At 38.8% G+C, this 19,459-nt stretch carries 16 protein-coding genes and 1 tRNA gene; 8 read left to right on the top strand and 9 right to left on the bottom strand.

Annotated features, from left to right (window positions below; all coding sequences use genetic code 11):
* Position 1: 1 nt before the first annotated feature.
* The 5 genes from trmH to GWJ01_RS01150 form a co-directional block, all read right to left on the bottom strand.
* On the bottom strand, positions 2-724 hold the full coding sequence (trmH, locus tag GWJ01_RS01170; RefSeq protein WP_075671310.1) for a tRNA (guanosine(18)-2'-O)-methyltransferase TrmH: 723 nt from the start codon (positions 722-724) through the stop codon (positions 2-4).
* 2 nt (positions 725-726) lie between these two features.
* Positions 727-2,853, bottom strand: coding sequence for a bifunctional GTP diphosphokinase/guanosine-3',5'-bis pyrophosphate 3'-pyrophosphohydrolase (gene spoT / locus GWJ01_RS01165; RefSeq protein ID WP_075671312.1), 2,127 nt, complete (start codon positions 2,851-2,853; stop codon positions 727-729).
* Positions 2,854-2,882: 29 nt separating this feature from the next.
* Entirely contained in the window at positions 2,883-3,158 is a 276-nt protein-coding gene (gene rpoZ, locus GWJ01_RS01160; protein WP_006534607.1) for a DNA-directed RNA polymerase subunit omega, read from the bottom strand.
* A gap of 54 nt (positions 3,159-3,212) precedes the next feature.
* Entirely contained in the window at positions 3,213-3,836 is a 624-nt protein-coding gene (gene gmk, locus GWJ01_RS01155; protein WP_109395036.1) for a guanylate kinase, read from the bottom strand.
* A gap of 305 nt (positions 3,837-4,141) precedes the next feature.
* Positions 4,142-4,759 carry a trimeric intracellular cation channel family protein gene (locus GWJ01_RS01150; protein ID WP_088494339.1) on the bottom strand — a complete coding sequence of 206 codons (618 nt, stop codon included), beginning with the start codon at positions 4,757-4,759 and terminating at the stop codon, positions 4,142-4,144.
* Between the two features lie 136 nt (positions 4,760-4,895).
* On the opposite strand from GWJ01_RS01150, the gene GWJ01_RS01145 reads away from it, so the two are divergent.
* Together GWJ01_RS01145 and GWJ01_RS01135 are read left to right on the top strand one after the other, a co-directional pair.
* Positions 4,896-6,182, top strand: a complete 1,287-nt coding sequence (locus GWJ01_RS01145; RefSeq protein ID WP_161710601.1) for a DUF3748 domain-containing protein — start codon at positions 4,896-4,898, stop codon at positions 6,180-6,182.
* A 503-nt stretch (positions 6,183-6,685) separates the two neighbouring features.
* Positions 6,686-7,102: a hypothetical protein gene (locus GWJ01_RS01135; RefSeq protein WP_161710600.1), complete on the top strand. Its 417-nt coding sequence runs from the start codon at positions 6,686-6,688 to the stop codon at positions 7,100-7,102.
* 64 nt (positions 7,103-7,166) lie between these two features.
* On the opposite strand, the gene glyS is transcribed toward GWJ01_RS01135, so the two are convergent.
* Complete coding sequence (gene glyS / locus GWJ01_RS01130; protein ID WP_161710599.1) at positions 7,167-9,239, bottom strand: glycine--tRNA ligase subunit beta; 2,073 nt, start codon at positions 9,237-9,239, stop codon at positions 7,167-7,169.
* Positions 9,240-9,248: 9 nt separating this feature from the next.
* A complete protein-coding gene (gene glyQ / locus GWJ01_RS01125; protein WP_004246832.1) occupies positions 9,249-10,154 on the bottom strand; it encodes a glycine--tRNA ligase subunit alpha in 906 nt (301 codons plus the stop codon).
* A 238-nt stretch (positions 10,155-10,392) separates the two neighbouring features.
* Between glyQ and GWJ01_RS01120 the strand changes: the two genes are divergently transcribed.
* Together GWJ01_RS01120 and GWJ01_RS01115 are read left to right on the top strand one after the other, a co-directional pair.
* A complete protein-coding gene (locus GWJ01_RS01120; RefSeq protein ID WP_109395032.1) occupies positions 10,393-10,977 on the top strand; it encodes a DNA-3-methyladenine glycosylase I in 585 nt (194 codons plus the stop codon).
* A 170-nt stretch (positions 10,978-11,147) separates the two neighbouring features.
* Positions 11,148-12,407 (top strand): valine--pyruvate transaminase, encoded by a 1,260-nt coding sequence (locus GWJ01_RS01115; protein WP_109395031.1) that lies wholly within the window; start codon positions 11,148-11,150, stop codon positions 12,405-12,407.
* 265 nt (positions 12,408-12,672) lie between these two features.
* Here GWJ01_RS01115 and GWJ01_RS01110 read toward each other — a convergent pair whose 3' ends face one another.
* Positions 12,673-14,331: a putative transporter gene (locus GWJ01_RS01110; RefSeq protein WP_109395030.1), complete on the bottom strand. Its 1,659-nt coding sequence runs from the start codon at positions 14,329-14,331 to the stop codon at positions 12,673-12,675.
* 390 nt (positions 14,332-14,721) lie between these two features.
* Between GWJ01_RS01110 and GWJ01_RS01105 the strand changes: the two genes are divergently transcribed.
* Positions 14,722-15,057, top strand: coding sequence for a YceK/YidQ family lipoprotein (locus tag GWJ01_RS01105; protein WP_109395029.1), 336 nt, complete (start codon positions 14,722-14,724; stop codon positions 15,055-15,057).
* 62 nt (positions 15,058-15,119) lie between these two features.
* Here GWJ01_RS01105 and GWJ01_RS01100 read toward each other — a convergent pair whose 3' ends face one another.
* Positions 15,120-15,425 (bottom strand): DUF5339 family protein, encoded by a 306-nt coding sequence (locus tag GWJ01_RS01100; RefSeq protein WP_109395028.1) that lies wholly within the window; start codon positions 15,423-15,425, stop codon positions 15,120-15,122.
* Positions 15,426-15,723: 298 nt separating this feature from the next.
* Here GWJ01_RS01100 and GWJ01_RS01095 point away from each other — a divergent pair.
* The 3 genes from GWJ01_RS01095 to dppB all read left to right on the top strand — a co-directional run bounded on the left by GWJ01_RS01095 (position 15,724) and on the right by dppB (position 19,454).
* A tRNA-Pro gene (locus tag GWJ01_RS01095) sits at positions 15,724-15,800 on the top strand.
* Positions 15,801-16,661: 861 nt separating this feature from the next.
* Entirely contained in the window at positions 16,662-18,269 is a 1,608-nt protein-coding gene (gene dppA / locus GWJ01_RS01090; protein WP_109395027.1) for a dipeptide ABC transporter periplasmic-binding protein DppA, read from the top strand.
* Positions 18,270-18,434: 165 nt separating this feature from the next.
* Positions 18,435-19,454, top strand: coding sequence for a dipeptide ABC transporter permease DppB (gene dppB, locus GWJ01_RS01085; protein WP_100159699.1), 1,020 nt, complete (start codon positions 18,435-18,437; stop codon positions 19,452-19,454).
* The last annotated feature ends 5 nt before the right edge of the window (positions 19,455-19,459 follow it).

Raw genomic sequence — 19,459 nt, 5'->3', positions numbered from 1 at the left:
ATCAATACTCCGTCTTTTTTAATTTCCTAAGTTGTTTTTGTGTCATTTGCATTTCCGCCCACCATGACTCCGGCGCTTCAATTTCACCGCTACCATTAATATAAGGGCGAGGCAGTCCTTTACGGCGAGAAACTTCTGCCAATACCGGGTATCCGCCTTCAAAGAGAAGAATTTGTTGTTCTTCTTCTGTTAAGGTGCTCTCTGTTCGATTATACATACCTGCAGCCTGACGTTGGCGTTGTGCTTCATATAAAATTAGTGCACTGGCGACAGAAACATTCAGCGATTGTACCATTCCCATCATCGGCACAATAATATCTTGATCTGCAAGTGCGATAGCATCTTGTGAGATCCCCGTTTTTTCTTGTCCCATAATAATACAAGTTGGACGAGTGTAATCAATCTCACGAAAATCAACTGCTTTATCTGAGAGATGAGTCGCAAGAACTTGCATACCTTGGGTACGAAAGGCGTTAACCGCTTCTGTGATAGTAGGATGAGTTTCTACATTGACCCAGCTATTACTTCCTGCTGCGGGGGAAACTAACATCCGCATTTTTTCTTCAGGCCAAATAGCATGAATTTTAGGAATGCCTACAGCATCAGCCGTTCTTATAACGGCTGCAACATTATGGGATTTATGCACTTCTTCAAGGCAAACGGTAAGATCAGGTTGCCGCATCGCCATCATTTGGCAGATGCGGGCATATCGAATTGAATTCATGACTAGTTTTTATTACGGCTAACGCGCAGAACGTCTGGCATGATGCGAAGTTTACGCATGATATTGGCTAATTGAATTCTATCTTTCGCAGTTAAGCGAATAAAAGCACAATACACGCGACCATCTTTCTCTTCTGTATTCATACTTTGAATACTTGAGTTAGCATCGTTAATAGCTGCGGTTAAGTTTGCTAAAGCGCCTTGGTGGTTGATCATATCGACTTTAATTTCAGTAATGAAATCGCTGTTGATCTCTTTATCCCACTCGACAGGCATGAATTTTTCAGGCTCTTTTTGGTAACCACGAATATTACGACAAGATTCATGGTGAATAACCAAACCTTTACCTGGGCTAATATGTGCAACGATAGGATCACCCGGAATAGGGCGGCAACATTTAGCGAAGGAGATTAATACGCCATCAGCGCCTTTAATTGGGAGTTTAGGCGTTTCATCATTGGTTGTTTCTGTTTGTGCGTTTTCATCTTGATTTTGACTATCAATCAATAAATTACGCGCAACAACAACGCTCATGGTATTACCTAAACCAATTTCAGCCATTAAGTCGTCGATTGAATGAAGTTTCATACGCTTCAATTCACGCTCAATATTTTCAGCTGAAATGTCAGCAAGCTTGTGCTCACCTAATGCGTGATTGAGTAAACGACGACCTAAATTAATAGAGTCTTCACGTTTTAAGTTTTTCAGCAGTTGTCGGATTTTAGAGCGAGCTCTTGAACTGACGACAAAGTTTAGCCAAGCCGCATTGGGTCTTGCACCAGGAGCGGTAATAATTTCAACCGTTTGTCCGGTACGTAGCGATTGTGATAGTGGGTAAGGTTGCCTATCAACCCTTGCACCCACACAAGCATGACCGATATCAGTGTGTACAGCATAAGCAAAATCGACAGGAGTAGCACCCGTTGGTAATTCGACAATGCGACCTTCTGGCGTGAAAACGTAGATTTCATCAGGAAAAAGATCTGATTTTACGTTCTCAATAAATTCAAATGAGCTACCCGCACTTTGTTGCAATTCAAGTAAACTTTGCATCCAGCGTTGAGCTCTAACTTGTGCAGTTGTGCCCGGTTGCTCACCTTGCTCTTTATAAGCCCAATGTGCAGCAACTCCCATCTCTGCCATTTGATCCATATCTTCAGTACGAATTTGCACTTCAACAGGTACCCCATGAGGGCCAATAAGTGAAGTATGAAGAGATTGATAGCCGTTGGCTTTTGGAATTGCAATATAGTCTTTAACTCGACCGGGACGCGGTTTATAAAGACTGTGCATTTGACCTAAAACGCGATAACAGGTATCGACTTCTTTCACGATCACGCGAAAGGCGTAAATATCCATGATCGAGTGAAAACGTTGCTCTTTTAACAACATTTTCCGATAGATAGAGTAAAGGTGTTTTTCACGACCGTTAACTTTGCATTCGATATGTGCTTCTGTCAGGCGTCCTTCAATTTCAGAGAGGATTTTATTAATCATCTCTTTACGGTTGCCTCGAGCTGCTTTAACGACTTCTTTGATTACACGGTAGCGATTAGGATGTAGCGCCTCGAAACCCAGCTCTTCAAGCTCTGTTTTGATATGATGTATACCTAAACGATGTGCGAGAGGACTGTAAATTTCGAGTGTTTCGCGAGCAATACGGCGACGTTTATCTGGGCGTAATGATCCCAGAGTGCGCATATTGTGAGTTCGGTCTGCCAGCTTGATCAAAATGACGCGGATATCTTTTACCATCGCCATAATCATCTTACGGAAGTTTTCAGCCTGAGCCTCTTTTTTGTCTCTAAACTTCAATTTATCAAGTTTAGATACCCCTTCAACAAGATCGGCTACCGTACTACCAAAGAGGCTTTCGATATCTTGGAAGGTTGCAGGTGTATCTTCGATAACATCATGCAACAGCGCCGCCATCAGCGTTTGCTGGTCTAATCGCATATCTGCGAGGATACACGCAACCGCAACAGGGTGAGTAATATAAGGCTCACCACTTGAACGAGTTTGTCCCTCGTGGGCATTTCGGGCGACGATAAAGGCTTTTTTAAGTTGTTCAACTTGCTCCGATGGCAAGTATTTTTGAACGATCTGATTCAGGCTTTCAAACAGGTACAAGGCAGACCTACCCCTATTTTATAAAACGATTAACGACGACCTTCCGCAATCGCTGAAACAGCTTGTAATTCTGCTGCTTCTTGCTCTTGCTGCTCTTGGCGTTCACGAGCATCAAGAATTTTACCGTTAATCAGGCCTTCTTCGATTTCACGTAGCGCGACAACAGTCATTTTATCATTTTCTTCTGGAACTAAAGGATCTTTAGCGCCAACTTGTAACTGACGCGCACGACGTGCTGCGACCAGAACGAGGTCAAAACGGTTACCAATTTTCTCTACAGCGTCTTGAACGGTTACGCGTGCCATATTTGTGTTACTCCACCATTAACGAAATGACTGGGCATAATACTGAAAGTTAACTCAGTCTGCCAATAATTTGCTGATTAAATCACCATGTCGTAGCGTTTGACGATCAAGGCGTAATTTTTCTGAACGAATAATTGATTGTAAATCAGCAAGCGCAGTATTGAAATCATCATTAATCAGCAAATAATCATACTCATTAAAATGTTCCATTTCCGATACAGCTTGCGACATACGTTTTGTAATCACTTCTTCGCTATCTTGCCCACGTCCACGAAGTCGGCGGTAAAGCTCTTCTTTTGACGGTGGCAGAATAAAAATACTGCGAGCTTCTGGCATCGCTTTACGCACTTGCTGTGCGCCTTGCCAGTCGATATCTAAAAAGACATCTACACCACTGGCTAAGATTTCTTTGATAATTTTGCCGGATGTTCCGTAATAGTTACCAAAAACACAAGCATGTTCGAGGAAATCCCCGCTGTCTATCATGCTTTTAAATTCTTCTTCAGTAACAAAGAAGTAATGTTCACCATGGCTCTCTCCCGGTCGCATTGGGCGGGTTGTATGAGAGACTGAAACCTGAGTGTCATATAAAGGCTGTGTTTTTAACAGCGCTTGAATAAGACTTGATTTACCCGCACCGCTTGGAGCGGAAACAATATAAAGTGTTCCTTGGATCATGATGACTTTCTGAATTTGACTGGAGAATTAAGTATAAATACATGTTTAGGGAGCAAATCCCCCATATAGTATACACATACAATGAATGACATACAGCGCCCATGTTTAATACAGAGCCATTTTTTTCTTATTACATTCTATTTTCTGAATATAGAAACAAGAGAAAAATTAAACTATGTCAATATTAACATATAATTAAAGGCTCAGTGATAGGAATTACCTTTTATCACAATAGCGAAAAGAGATTATATTTTGAGATACCCCACAGAATCAAAAAGAACCGCTGTCGTTAAAACAGCGATTCGTTAATCTTGATTCTCGTAATTAAAGACAGGTAAGCCCAATTTATAACGAATAGCGAGAAGTCGAGCGGTTAACCCTGCAATTAGGGTAATGATGATAATGACGTCTCTTGGTAATGGTGTATAAAACAGTAATCCCATATAAAGCCACGCGGCACCAAAAGCGATACCGGCATAAATTTCTTTTTGGAAAACCAAAGGAATGGTATTACAAAGCATATCTCTTAATACACCACCAAACGCGCCCGTAATCACCGCAGCAATAGCAGCAATAATTGGGCCATAGTCCATATCGAGTGCGATTTGTGCACCGATAATAGAGAAAACCATTAGACCAATGGCATCTAAGATAAGAAAGAGTCGCTGAAGGTGTTTCATCATGGGAGCAACCCACATGGTGATGACAGCAGCACATGCAACAGTGACGATATATTCAGGGTGTTTTACCCAACCTAATGGGTAATGGCCGAGTAGAATGTCTCTGACAGAGCCACCACCAATGGCAGTTGCAGAGGCGATAATAATAACGCCAAAAACATCCATTTTACGACGACCAGCAGCAAGCGCACCAGTCATGGCTTCTGCAGTAATACCAATAATATAGAGAACACTAAGTAACATGATTTTCTAATTTTCTGACTATTTAGTGAGGGTAGAATAATTACCTTGCGAAAAAGTCTCGACTGAATTTTTTTAGTGCCAGGTAAAATTAATTAGTTTTTATAATGTGGAAATTTATTTCCCGATAAGGATAAATATGTCTTTTCAGGAACACCAGATTACGTTTGATAGCCGTCATCATCAGCTAACTAATATAAATGTTTGGACGCCAGATAGCCAGTGGTTAGTCTATGATGTACGTCCCAATGGGGGATCTTTTACAGGTCTAACCATAGAAAAAATTCATGCGAAAACAAAACAGCAACAGATCATTTACACAGCAACACAAGGGGCACATGTAGGGGTTGCAACAGTAAGCCCTACAGAGCCCGTGCGTTACGCCTTTATTCATGGGCCAGAAAACCCAGATAATGAATGGCATTATGACTTTCATCATCGTCGAGGCGTGATTGTTGATGAGTCAAATAATAATCGTGCATTTAATATCGACGCATGTTCGTTGACATCACCTTATCAAGCCGGTGCATTACGTGGCGGTACACATGTTCACGTCTTTAGTCCTGACGGTACGCGTTTAAGCTTTACCTACAATGATCATATTATGCATGAACTTGGTGGCGAATATGATCAACGTAATGTGGCTGTTGCAGTGCCACTAAAAGCGGTTAATGTCGCTAAAAAGCACCCACGCGAATATGACGGTGAATATTTTTGCACTGTAGTAAGCCAAACTGTTGCTCACCCACAAAAGGGAAGCGACGAAATTAATAAAGCTTATGAAGAGTGTTGGGTTGGTACTCAAGGTTATATAAAGACTGATGGTTCACAGCAACGTTGGGCTATTGCATTTATCGGCGATACCGTGAGTGAAAATGGCGATAAAGTTGCTGATATTTTCCTAGTGGATTTACCTGATGATAATCAGGCTTTCAGTGTTGAAGGTGATAAACCATTGGCAGGAACTGATACAACAATGCCAGCAGTGGCTAAAGGTATTCATCAAGTTCGCCTAACAAATACAGCAAATAGAAAATATGCCGGTGTTTTAAATCAGCCTCGTCACTGGTTAAGAAGTTCCCCACAAGGTGATGCGATCGCTTTCTTAATGAAAGATGATAACGGTATTGTGCAGTTGTATACCGTATCGCCAAGTACGAAAGAGATAAAAAAAATCACTTCGCAGGATTGGGATATTCAGTCAGCCTTTACGTGGAGTAGTAATGGACAATATCTCACCTTTATTTGCGATAATAGCGTGATGCTATGTAATGTGAAAACGAGTGAGTTAACTCGATTAACAGAAAAAACAGCACAGGCACCAAGTAGTGATGCTGTCGTATTCTCTCCAAATGACCAATATATTGCATTTATGCGTGATGTTGATGGTTATCGCCAGATATTTACCGTAGAGACTGGGTTGTAAAGTTTTATCGTCTATAAATAAGGTATCTTAAATAATGAGATACCTTTTTATTTAATAAAAAATTAATAGTTTAAATATGAATTAAAATATTTATTTATTTGGATTTGTTTTATTCTTTTTTTCTATTTTTATCATGTACTAAGTGCTGATGAAAAAGCTAGGCGTATAACTGCTCAAGAGTTGAGGAATAGTATTGATAAGCTATTTGAACATAAAGGAAAAGATACCCAAAGAACTATTATTTAATCCATTTTGGTATCTTTTGTCGGATAAGAAAACGAATAACTTAGGCACGTATTATTATAATTCTGCATCAATAAATCGATGGTATGTTTTTGACCAAATGATTTTCTCTTCATCATTTTTATATGGAAAAGAAGACTGTTTTAAGTTAGACCTTGAACAGCTTGATTTCTATCGGATCCTAAATGATGCGAATCATTGCCTCGATGATATTTTCTTTAAAAAATTTGATCATTATCCAATATTTTGTAGAGTCTCGCATGAACGATGAAAATAATTTTTTTGAAAAGATAAAGGCTTCATTGAATAGAGCATCCTCTATTATTGATATAAAAAATAAAATAGAGAATAAAATAAGTATAATTATCGAAAAACTAGAAGTGATCACTAATAATAAAATTAAGGTATTATTTAAAGATAATCATCATTACTGCCCTAAATTTATTAATAGCGAAAGGCTTATTTATGTTGATAAAGTAAATGTAAGTGATGAGTCTGGATCTATATTATTTGGTTATAGTTTTAGTAAAATAAATGGTTTTCCTATTGAAATAGAAACGGAGATTGAATCTTTTTATGCGGAGGATATTGATGATTTACTGCATATTATTGTGAATATCATTGATAGAGAGTCGATAAGAATTATGGAACTTGTTCATCATCCCCTAAAAAAATAATGATGTTTGATAAAAACCGGCATTGTGAAAGCAATGCCGGTTTCTGTTTTCTGGGGGTTACAACTTATTGTAAAACAGAAATATCCGCGACTTTTAAGAACAGTTCACGCAATTGACTTAACATGGTTAAACGGTTGATACGAACAGCTTCGTCTTCATCCATTACCATGACTTTGTCAAAGAAGTTATTGACCACATCACGTAATGAGGCCAGTTCAACTAATGCTTCTTGGTATTTGCGCTCTGCAAATAATGGTGCCAATTTATCTTGTAATACAGAAAGATTAGCCGCTAGTTGAACTTCTTCTGGGGCTTTTAAGACGGAAGCTAAAACAGTGTCATTCAGTTTTACATCAGCGGATTTTGCTAAGATGTTAGAAACACGCTTATTTGCTTCTGCTAATGCAGAGGCTTCGTCTAATGTGCGGAAGTAAGTTACTGCTTTAACGCGAGCATTGAAGTCAGCAGGTTGTGTTGGGCGACGTGCTAATACAGCTTGAATAGTATCAATGCTGTAGCCTAGTTCTTGATACCAAGAACGGAAACGACCTAACATAAATTCAACCACATCACTGACCACATTTTTATTAGTCAGTTTGTCACCGTAAAGGCGAACCGCTTCTTGTGTCAGCTCTTCGATATCTAACGGTAAATCTTGCTCAACGATAATACGTAAAACACCCAGTGATGCACGACGTAGAGCAAATGGGTCTTTATCTCCTTTAGGATGTTGACCAATACCGAAAATACCCGCAAGTGTATCCATCTTCTCTGCAATAGCGAGGGCGCTAGCAACAGGATTAGAAGGTAATTCATCACCCGCGAAACGAGGCTGATATTGTTCTTTCAATGCAACTGCGACTTCTTCAGCTTCACCATCATGACGCGCATAATGCATACCCATAACACCTTGGGTATCTGTGAATTCGAACACCATATTGGTCATTAAGTCACATTTTGACAGTAAACCTGCGCGAGTTGCTTTATTAACATCAGCCCCCATTTTGCCAGCAATAAAGCCAGCTAATGCTTGAATACGGTCTGTTTTATCACGCAGTGTGCCTAAATCTTTCTGGAATAATACGGTTTCAAGGCGTGGTAAGTTATCTTCTAAACGTTGTTTACGGTCAGTTTTGAAGAAAAACTCCGCATCAGCTAAACGAGGACGCACTACTTTTTCGTTACCGCTGATGATCTGTTGTGGATCAGAAGATTCAATATTAGTGACGAAAATAAAGTTAGGTAATAATTTGCCTTGCTTGTCATAAACAGGGAAATATTTTTGGTCACCTTTCATCGTATAAACTAGCGCTTCAGCAGGAACTTCAAGGAATTTTTCCTCAAATTTTGCTGTTAACACAACTGGCCATTCAACCAATGAAGTGACTTCTTCGACTAAGCTATCGCTTAAATCTGCGATACCGCCAAGTTTTTCAGCAGCAAGACGGGCATCATGAAGAATAATTGATTTACGCGTTTCGTAATCAGCAATCACTTTTCCGCGTTCATAAAGAATTTCAGGATACTGATCCGCATTATCGATAGTGAATTCAGCTTCACCCATAAAGCGGTGACCACGAATAACGCGATCGCTTTGGATACCTAAAATTTCACCATCAATAACGGTATCACCTAATAATAAAGTGACGGTATGAACAGGGCGTACAAAGTGAGTTTCCTTATCACCCCAGCGCATTAATTTTGGAATTGGTAATTTTGATAATGCATTGCTTACCATGCCAATCAGTAATTGGTTAACAGCTTCACCTTTTACTTCTGCACGATAAAATAACCATTCGCCTTTATCTGTTGATAAACGCTCTGCTTGGTCAACTGTAATGCCATTACCTCTTGCCCAACCTTCAGCTGCTTTTGTCGGTTTGCCGTCAGCGTCAAATGCTTGAGCAATTGCAGGGCCACGTTTTTCAATGGTTCTATCTGCTTGTGATTTCGCCATATTAACCACTTTAATAGCTAAACGGCGAGGAGCTGCAAACCAAGATACATCACCATGAGTGATATTGGCGTTATCCAGTTCAGCAGTAAAATTAGCAGCAAAAGATTCGGCTAAAGAACGAAGCGCTTTCGGCGGTAATTCTTCTGTGCCGATTTCCACGAGGAAAGTCTCAGTTGTCATGATAGCCTCTTACTTTTTACACATAGGGAAACCAAGCGCTTCTCGAGAAGCATAATATGCTTCAGCAACCGCTTTGGTTAAAGTACGGATACGTAAAATATAACGCTGGCGCTCTGTCACAGAGATAGCTTTACGTGCATCCAATAAGTTAAAGGTGTGTCCTGCTTTTAAAATACGTTCATAGGCAGGTAAAGGCAGAGGTTTTTCTAACTCTAACAACTCACGAGCTTCTTTTTCATATTGCTCAAAGCAAGAGAACAGGAAGTCTACGTCGGCGTATTCAAAGTTATAGGTTGATTGCTCAACTTCGTTTTGATGATAGATATCGCCATAGGTGGTTTTACCTAATGGACCATCACACCAAACTAAGTCATAAACGCTATCAACACCTTGAATATACATGGCAAGACGTTCTAAGCCGTAAGTGATTTCACCCGTAACAGGTTTACACTCTAATCCACCTACTTGTTGGAAATAGGTAAACTGCGTCACTTCCATGCCGTTGAGCCAAACTTCCCAGCCTAAGCCCCAAGCACCTAAAGTTGGGTTTTCCCAGTTATCTTCTACAAAACGAATATCATGAATTGTTGGGTCTAAACCTAATTCTCTTAATGAGCCAAGATAAAGTTCCTGAATATTATCAGGTGATGGCTTAATGATAACTTGGAATTGGTAATAGTGCTGTAAACGGTTAGGGTTTTCACCATAACGTCCGTCTGTTGGACGACGAGAAGGCTGTACATAAGCCGCAGCGATAGGCTCTGGGCCTAATGCACGTAAACAAGTCATTGGGTGTGATGTGCCTGCACCCACTTCCATATCTAATGGTTGGACAATGGTACAGCCCTGGCGAGCCCAGTAATCCTGTAGTGTCAGGATAAGACCTTGAAAGGTTTTGGTATCAAACTTTTGCATGTTATATCCGCATGGCGATACATAGAATAAAAAGAAAGGTTTCAGTATACCTTCTAGGCGAAAGATATACAGCAAGGAATGCGGGCAATTTTCCCTCGATCAAAAAAATAATCCCTTAATTGACTTTATGACTATGCTCAAAGAATTAGATTGAATTTTTTTTCACCTATTTACATGTATATTTATACAGTATATAAAATGGTGCTATTACAAGTTATTGGTAACAAGGAATAAGAAAATGAATAAACAGCGTTGCGATTGGGTAACTAATGATCCTGAATATTTGGCATATCATGATGATGAATGGGGTAAACCTGAACGAGATAAATACAAGCTTTTTGAAATGATCTGTCTTGAAGGTCAACAAGCTGGGTTATCTTGGTATACCGTACTTAAGAAAAGAGAAGGTTATCGTCGCTGTTTTTTTAATTTTTCACCTGAAAAAATTGCCACAATGACAGATAAAGATGTTGAAACCTTACTGCAAGATCCCGCAATTATTCGTCATCAAGGAAAAATTAACGCCATTATTAATAACGCCCGTATTTTCATGGCAATGGAAGAACAAGGCGAAGATTTTAGTCAGTTTATTTGGCAATTTGTTGATAATAAACCCATTATTAATCAGTGGTCCAATATTTCCCAAGTGCCCGCGTCCACTGAAATCTCAGATAAAATGGCAAAAACGTTGAAGAAAAAAGGCTTTAAATTTGTTGGTACAACAACTTGCTACGCTTTTATGCAAGCTGTTGGTATGGTTGATGACCATATTCTCTCTTGTTTTTGCCGCCAAGAAGAGAGTGAAAACGCCAATAAAAAGTAAAATATGAGTTGAGTTATCTTTAATCTAGAGTGTTATTGGTTTTATATTTCAATATTTAAAATCATATTAATATTACTATTCTATCATTTCGATTATAACTATTGATGCAGATTAAAGCTCGCGGTATGGTATTTCTTAACGAGAAAGCAACATAGAAGATACCTGCAAAGATGACTCAACTATCACAATTTGGACAAAAGTTTGCTCAGCACTCAGGCATTGCTCGCTTGATGCAAGACTTAAATGAAGGAATACGTACACCCGGTGCTGTGATGCTAGGAGGTGGGAATCCTGCTCATATTCCTGAAATGGATGACTATTTTCGCCAATTACTTAAAGAAATGACCGAAAATGGCTCATTAAGTGATGCAGTTTGTAACTATGATGGCCCGCAAGGCAAAGATGCTATGTTACAAGCGTTGGCAGCATGTTTAAAACAGAAGCTAGGCTGGAATATTTCGGCAAAAAATATTGCGCTAACTAATGGTAGCCAAAGTGCTTTTTTCTATCTATTTAATTTATTAGGTGGCACAACCAAAGATGGGAAGAAACGTAAAATTCTTTTCCCAATTGCCCCTGAATATATTGGTTATACTGATTCTGGATTAGAAGAAGATCTGTTTGTTGCGAATAAACCAACAATAGAAATGTTGCCGAATGGGCAATTTAAATATCATGTCGATTTTGCTCATCTTGAGATTGGTGATGACATAGCCGCTATTTGTGTTTCTAGACCAACAAATCCAACGGGTAATGTGATTACTGATGATGAAGTTGAAAAGCTAGAGGTTTTAGCTAAACGTCACAATATTCCTCTGATTATAGATAACGCTTATGGCGTTCCTTTTCCGGGTATTATTTTCACTAAAGCAACACCTCGTTGGAATGACAACACTATCCTTTGTATGAGCCTGTCCAAGTTAGGTTTACCGGGTGCACGCTGTGGCATTATTATCGCCAATGAAGAGCTGATTTCAGCCATTACAAATATTAACGGCATTATTAGTCTTGCACCTGGTGGAATTGGACCTGCAATGGCATTAGAAATGCTAAAACGCGATGATTTAATGCGGTTATCTCAAGATGTGATAGGGCCCTTCTATCATCAACGAGTACTTGAAACTATTAATATTATCCGCCGCTACTTACCTGAGGAACGTTGTCTTATTCATAAGCCGGAAGGTGCGATATTTTTATGGCTTTGGTTTAAAGATTTACCTGTTTCTTGTGAAGAGCTTTATCGTCGTTTGAAAAAACGTGGTGTATTAATGGTGCCGGGACATTACTTCTTTCCAGGATTAGAAGATTCATGGGATCACGCTCATCAATGTATGCGGATGAATTATGTACCTGAGCCTGAGTTGATTGAGAAAGGAATAAAAATTCTGGCTGAAGAAATCGAGAACATCTATCAGCCAGTGAATATCTAATAAAAATGCCCCTTCAGCGAGAAGAAGGGGCAAAGACAATAACGAGGACTTTTGAGCATAAGTTTGACGGAAAGAAATTGATTACTAAAAATTTAGCAATCCGTCTCAATCTAAATTTCTTAGCACGAGAACTATTAAAACAGACATTTATAAAATCTATGGCTTAAATAAGAGCCATTCATTGCCTTAATTATCCCTCTGCTAAGCCAAATGTGGATTTTGATAACAAATTTGGTTCAACTATTTAATATATTTATTATTTTTACTACAAAGTCCATATAATAAGCGCCATTAATTGTGGTGTTATGATGCGTAAAAACATTGCTAAAGGGTAAACTGTGGCATAGGAAAGCGCAGCAGCTCCACTTGAGCTATGAATTGAGTTTGCGAAGGCTAATGCAGGGGGATCGGTCATTGAACCTGCCAACATTCCGCAGAGGCTTAAATAATTAAGCTTAAAGAAGACTCTGGCAATCACACCGACAATCAATAACGGTAATAATGTAATCAAAATACCATAACCAATCCAACTCAAGCCTTGACCATAAATTAAGGTTTCGACAAATTCACCGCCAGAGTTTAATCCTACCACAGCAAGAAACATGACAATTCCTAACTCTCGCAATGCCAAGTTTGCACTTGGAGGCATAAACCAATAGAGCTTACCAAATGTACCAATACGTCCTAAAATTAAGGCAACAACAAGAGGACCACCAGCCAAACCTAATTTAAGAGCCACAGGAATACCGGGAATAAAAATAGGAATAGAGCCAAGCAAAACCCCTAAGCCGATACCAATAAAGACAGGAAGCATCTGAACTTGTTCTAATTTCTGACGGGCGTTACCTAACAGGACTGTAATGGCTTCAATAGACTCAGGGCGTCCAACAACATTAAGAATATCCCCGAATTGCAACATACTATTATTGCTCGGAATAAGTTCGATACCCGCGCGGTTCAAGCGAGTCACTACAACATCGTATTTTCTTTTAAGATCCAGATCTTTTAAACGTTTACTGAGCACGGAATCATTCGTTACGACGACTCGTACTGATTGAAGTAAATTTGTTGATGTTGAAAGTGAAGCATCGACCTCCTCACCAAGTACTAGACGTACTTTATTGAGATCTTCTTTTGAACCTACAATATGCAGTAAATCTCCCAACTGAATAATCGTTGAAGGCATAGGTACCATAATGTTATCTCCACGCTTTAAGCGGGAGCAGACGATGGCATCTTCATTGAGCAGAGGAATATCTTGCATTAATAAGCCATCTAAATTGGGGTTTTTAATCGCAATATTAATGGTATGTAGGGCATCTTTAGTACTGTGTTGTTGGTTACTAAAGGCTTTTGCTTCTTCATCAATGTTGATTTTAAAGAACACACGAATAAGCCACATTACTAGCAGAATGCCACAGATACCCATAGGATAGGCCATGGCATAGCCCATCCCCATTTGCCCCACCGAAGCCGGATCAACATGCAGATCTGTCAGTATTTGTTGCCCAGCACCTAAAGAAGGGGTGTTGGTGACAGCACCAGAAAAAATACCCAAAATAATAGGTAAAGGAACGTCAAATAGACGATAAATAGAAGCGGTTATGACTGAGCCCAGAAGAATAATTAAGATGGCGAAGGCGTTTAGTTTTAAGCCTGAAACACGCAGTGAGGAGAAAAAACCAGGGCCGACTTGGATACCAATGGTATAAACGAAAAGAATAAGTCCAAATTCTTGAATAAAATGAAGAGTTTGTGCATTAAGTGAAAAATTATAGTGTTGAGCAAAATGACCAATAATAATTCCACCAAAAAGAACGCCACCTATTCCTAGGCTGACTCGATAGATTTTGATATTGCCAATCCAAAGACCTAGAGCGCCTGCTAATGACAACATCACCATTGTTAATGCAATATCACTCATAAAAAAGATCCTGTACCCAAAAATAAAAATGAGAAAATTTGAGCTAAAACGATAAACCTATTTTGGCAAAGAATCATGAAAGTCGCTGTGTCTTATCGCACAGATTCAACATATATAGAGATCAAAAAAACAAGAAAGATAAATATAGAGTTAAAGTGTTTATTTAAAATAATGAAGGTTGAATTTTAATATCATCGAAACATAATAATTAATAATATTATTATGTTTTTTTTAATTAGATAAAGTGAAACATTCTCACGCTAGACTTATTTATTTAATAACTAAAAAATTAAGCTTTTTTATATCATCTTTCTCTTGTCCTGTAAGAGAAAACAGGTTTAACTATATGATAAAAAGCGTTGACTACGGATCTCGTTTTATAGGTGCCCTATGATATTTAGAACGACAAGTAAAAATTTAACATTAGTCACATTTTTGACGACATTACTGACAGGCTGCTCAAGTGTTATGACCCATGCAGGCCCGAATAAAGAACTTTATTCAGGGACAAAAAATAACATGACAATGCTAAAAGATGATGAAACCGGATGGGCAATGAAACCATTGGTTATTCTCGATCTCCCTTTTAGTGCTGTATTAGATACTTTATTATTACCTTACGATTATTATACTCAGGGTGATGATAAAAGTGATAATTCCCCTAAAGAACGCATAAAAAGATTGGAAAGTACAACTACGAATAATAATCATGAAAATAAGAATTAATATCAAATTAATGACTAAATAATGAATAAGTAATTATATTTAGTCATTATCTGTTTACTTGATTATTTATTTAGTACCGTTTCTTCTTTAGGTCCAAACATTTTGTTCAAACTATTAAGCTCCTGCATTTCCTTATCACATATTACTTTTTGTTCTGCCAGAGGCGCTGTCATTATCTGTTTTTTGCTTTGCTCGAAGTTAGCTTTAATCTCCGGCATATTATGTTTTAGATCTTCTCTTTGAGAAATGTACTGAATAAATCTATCCGCTTCTTTAAAGTACACTCGGCAAGCATGAGCTGTAGATGCTTGAGCTGGAAGTGTGGTTGACAATAAAAGTAATGCGACACCCCACCAACATTGTTTCATTCTCTAAACTACCTACCTTATTTGACATAAGGGAATTATATAAAAAGTATACTAATTAGACGATAATAATTGAGAATAAATTTGTGATTTTTTTTCATGTTTTATGGGTAACGTAAAGAAAGCCATAGTAAAACGAAGATAGACAGGTAAGCGTGTTACAATAACGCTAAAATTCATCTCTTTTTATGATAAAAAAGTTAAAAATCAACCGTTTTGGTTGAAAACCATACGAATAGTCAGGAGATACTAAAAAAGTATTGACGGAGTGGGTTTCTGGCAGTAAGATGCACCTCGTTTTCGGCGAGTAGCGCAGCCTGGTAGCGCAACTGGTTTGGGACCAGTGGGTCGGAGGTTCGAATCCTCTCTCGCCGACCATATTAAGAACCCCGCTTTTAAAGCGGGGTTTTGTCGTTTTAGCCTTACCAAAAATACCTCACTCTTATTTTTGATTTCACCATAAAAGGTGTTTTCTCTCGCTCATCTTCTTTTTATCTCATCTCTCTCCCTACATTCCAAACTTCCATACAACTCAGAAACAGAGAACCGTGGAAATATTTTCCAAATCAAGATAAATATTAGCTGAAAATGCAGAGGGCTTAGCTGGCCTATAAAGTCGTTTAGGCATTAAATTATTTTAGAAATTTTTTAATAAACAATCTAAAAAAGTCTGTAAATTTTCTTCCAACGTCACTTTTATGGACGATAGAACTTCTGATAATGCTTAAATAATATAAATTTTTCACTATGAAAGAATTAAAATCATTAATAACAGACTGAATTTCATGGTCTTATCTAGTTAAGTGATTTGCTAAGAGCTAAAAATTGATACTTTTCACTCTATTTGCTTGATTAAAACTAAAATCAGGATCCTCTAGCAAGGTGATTGTTTTTCTTCCATAACAGAATAAAGCACCAAGTTCTTTGTTTCATTTCAAAATATTCGTTCAATATTTAAGCGGTTAATCACAAATTATGGCTTTTTTTAAAATAGTCATTTCACTTAAGGATTTCTTAATGTGTGGTTTTATTGACTAGATATTAGTCGCAGACTTATTTTTTTATTCTGAGTTTGTTCGATATTCGTTTCATTTGTGTTTATAACTTGTTCTTTTTACCTTCCAACACCTTATTGACGTAAGGGAGTACAGTTGGTTAATTGAACAATGACAAAATAAAAAGGTATTCCGTTTTTAAACAGGAAACCAAAACACAACAGAACAATTTCGGAGAGTAATGATGAAAAGCTCCAAAAAACAGACAGGAATTTTGACCGCAACAATTGGATTGCTCGCATTAGCTGTTTCTGCTGGTGTGCAGGCAAAAACATTGGTGTATTGCTCTGAAGGCTCACCTGAAGGATTTAACCCTCAGTTATTTACCTCTGGAACAACCTATGACGCAAGTTCAGTACCTATCTATGACCGTTTAGTTGAATTTAAACTGGGTACAACAGAAATCATTCCAGGCTTAGCTGAAAGCTGGGATGTGAGCGATGATGGCAAAGTGTATACCTTCCATTTGCGTAAAGGCGTAAATTGGCATAGTAGTAAAACCTTTAAGCCAACACGTGAATTTAATGCGGATGACGTGATGTATACGTTTATGCGTCAAATGGATCCAAAACATCCTTACCATAAAGTGTCTGGCGGAAGTTATGAATACTTCTCAGGAATGGATATGAACAACATGATCGAGAAAATCGAGAAGGTTGATGATCATACCGTTCGTTTTGTTTTAACTCGTTCAGAAGCCCCTTTTATTGCTGATATGGCAATGGACTTTGCTTCTATATTATCTGCTGAATATGCAGATAATATGATGAAAGCAGGTACGCCTGAAAAAGTGGACTTAGATCCTATTGGTACAGGGCCTTTCCAATTACAACAATATCAAAAAGATTCTCGTATTCTTTATAAAGCTAATGACCAATATTGGGATAAAAAACCAGATATTGACCGTTTAGTCTTCTCCATTACACCTGATGCCTCTGTACGATATGCAAAACTGCAAAAAGGTGAGTGTCAGGCAATGCCTTTCCCAAATCCTGCTGATATTGCGAAGATGAAACAAAATAGCGATATCAACCTATTAGAGCAACCAGGCTTAAATGTTGGTTATATCTCTTTTAATGTTGAGAAAAAACCACTGGATAACCAAAAGGTTCGCCAAGCATTAAGTATGGCGGTGAATAAAGACGCTATTATTGAAGCTGTTTATCAAGGCGCAGGTCAGAAAGCGAAAAACCTCATCCCTCCTACAATGTGGGGTTATAACGACGATATCGTTGATTACGAATATAACCCGGAAAAAGCCAAAGCACTGCTAAAAGAAGCGGGTCTTGCAGATGGCTTTACTATCGATTTATGGGCAATGCCAGTACAGCGCCCTTACAATCCGAATGCCCGCCGTATGGCTGAAATGGTACAAGCGGATTGGGAAAAAATTGGCGTTAAAACCAAGATTGTAAGTTACGAGTGGGGCGAATATCTCAAACGTGCTAAATCCGGTGAACACCAAGCCGTGATGATGGGTTGGACGGGGGATAATGGGGATCCAGATAACTTCTTCGCTACGCTATTTAGTTGTGCGGCAAAAGAGCAAGGATCGAACTATTCAAAATGGTGCTATAAGCCATTTGAAGATCTGATCCAACCTGCTCGAGTCGCCGCCGATCACGACAAGCGTGTTGAACTTTACAAACAAGCTCAAGTTGTTATGCATGATCAAGCACCTGCACTGATTATTGCTCACTCGACCGTTTATGAACCAGTGAGTAAAAAAGTAGAAAACTACGTGGTTGATCCGTTAGGCAAACATCACTTCGAGAATGTCTCTCTTAAATAATAGCAATACCTAATCGTTGGATTGCCTTAAATACGGTGTCTTTCTTTGTGAAAGGCACCGCTATTCAATAATAACGAATACATTCAGTACACTGTGGGCGCAGGGGGCTTTCCCCTGATTTATCAGCGCTATCTTTTAGCTGATGTTTGAAAAGAGAATTAGGATATGCTGCAATTTATCCTTCAACGTTTGGGACTTGTGATCCCTACGTTTATCGGAATTACATTATTGACGTTTATTTTCGTCCATCTTATTCCCGGTGATCCGGTAATGATTATGGCGGGTGAACGTGGACTTTCTCCAGAGCGTCATGCTTATTTAATGGCAGAGTTGGGGCTGGATAAGCCTTTATGGCAACAATATATCAATTACCTAAATGGCATTCTCCATGGTGATTTGGGTATCTCATTAAAAAGTCGCATTCCTGTATGGGATGAATTTTTACCTCGCTTTAAAGCCACTTTAGAACTTGGCGTGTGTGCCATGATTTTTGCGGTTTCAGTTGGGATCCCCGTTGGTGTTTTGGCAGCGGTAAAACGTGGATCTATCTTTGATCATACTGCGATTAGTGTGTCATTGGCAGGTTACTCCATGCCAATCTTCTGGTGGGGGATCATGTTAATCATGTTAGTGTCTGTGAAATTAGACCTAACACCTGTCTCTGGACGCCTCGCGGATAGTGTCTTTTTAGATGACAGTAATCCACTTACTGGATTTATGCTGATTGATACCTTTATTTGGGGTGAGGAAGGGGATTTCTTAGATGCCGTTCATCACATCATTTTACCTGCCATTGTATTAGGAACCATTCCTTTAGCAGTTATCGTCCGTATGACACGCTCTTCGATGCTTGAAGTATTAGGCGAAGATTATATTCGTACTGCAAGAGCAAAAGGCTTAAGCCGTGCTCGCGTCATTCTTATTCACGCATTACGTAATGCGATGTTGCCTGTTGTCACCGTTATTGGTCTACAAGTCGGGACAATGCTGGCAGGTGCAATCTTAACAGAAACCATTTTCTCATGGCCGGGATTAGGACGCTGGTTGATTGATGCTCTACAGCGGCGTGACTACCCCGTTGTTCAAGGTGGTGTACTTTTAATTGCAACGATGATTATCTTCGTCAATCTGTTGGTTGATGTTCTTTATGGCATTGTGAATCCTCGTATTCGCCATAAAAAATAAGGAAT

Source organism: Proteus sp. G2618 (assembly GCF_009915995.1).
In the GTDB taxonomy this organism is placed as follows: domain Bacteria; phylum Pseudomonadota; class Gammaproteobacteria; order Enterobacterales; family Enterobacteriaceae; genus Proteus; species Proteus terrae.
This window is presented reverse-complemented; position numbering and strand designations above follow the sequence as displayed.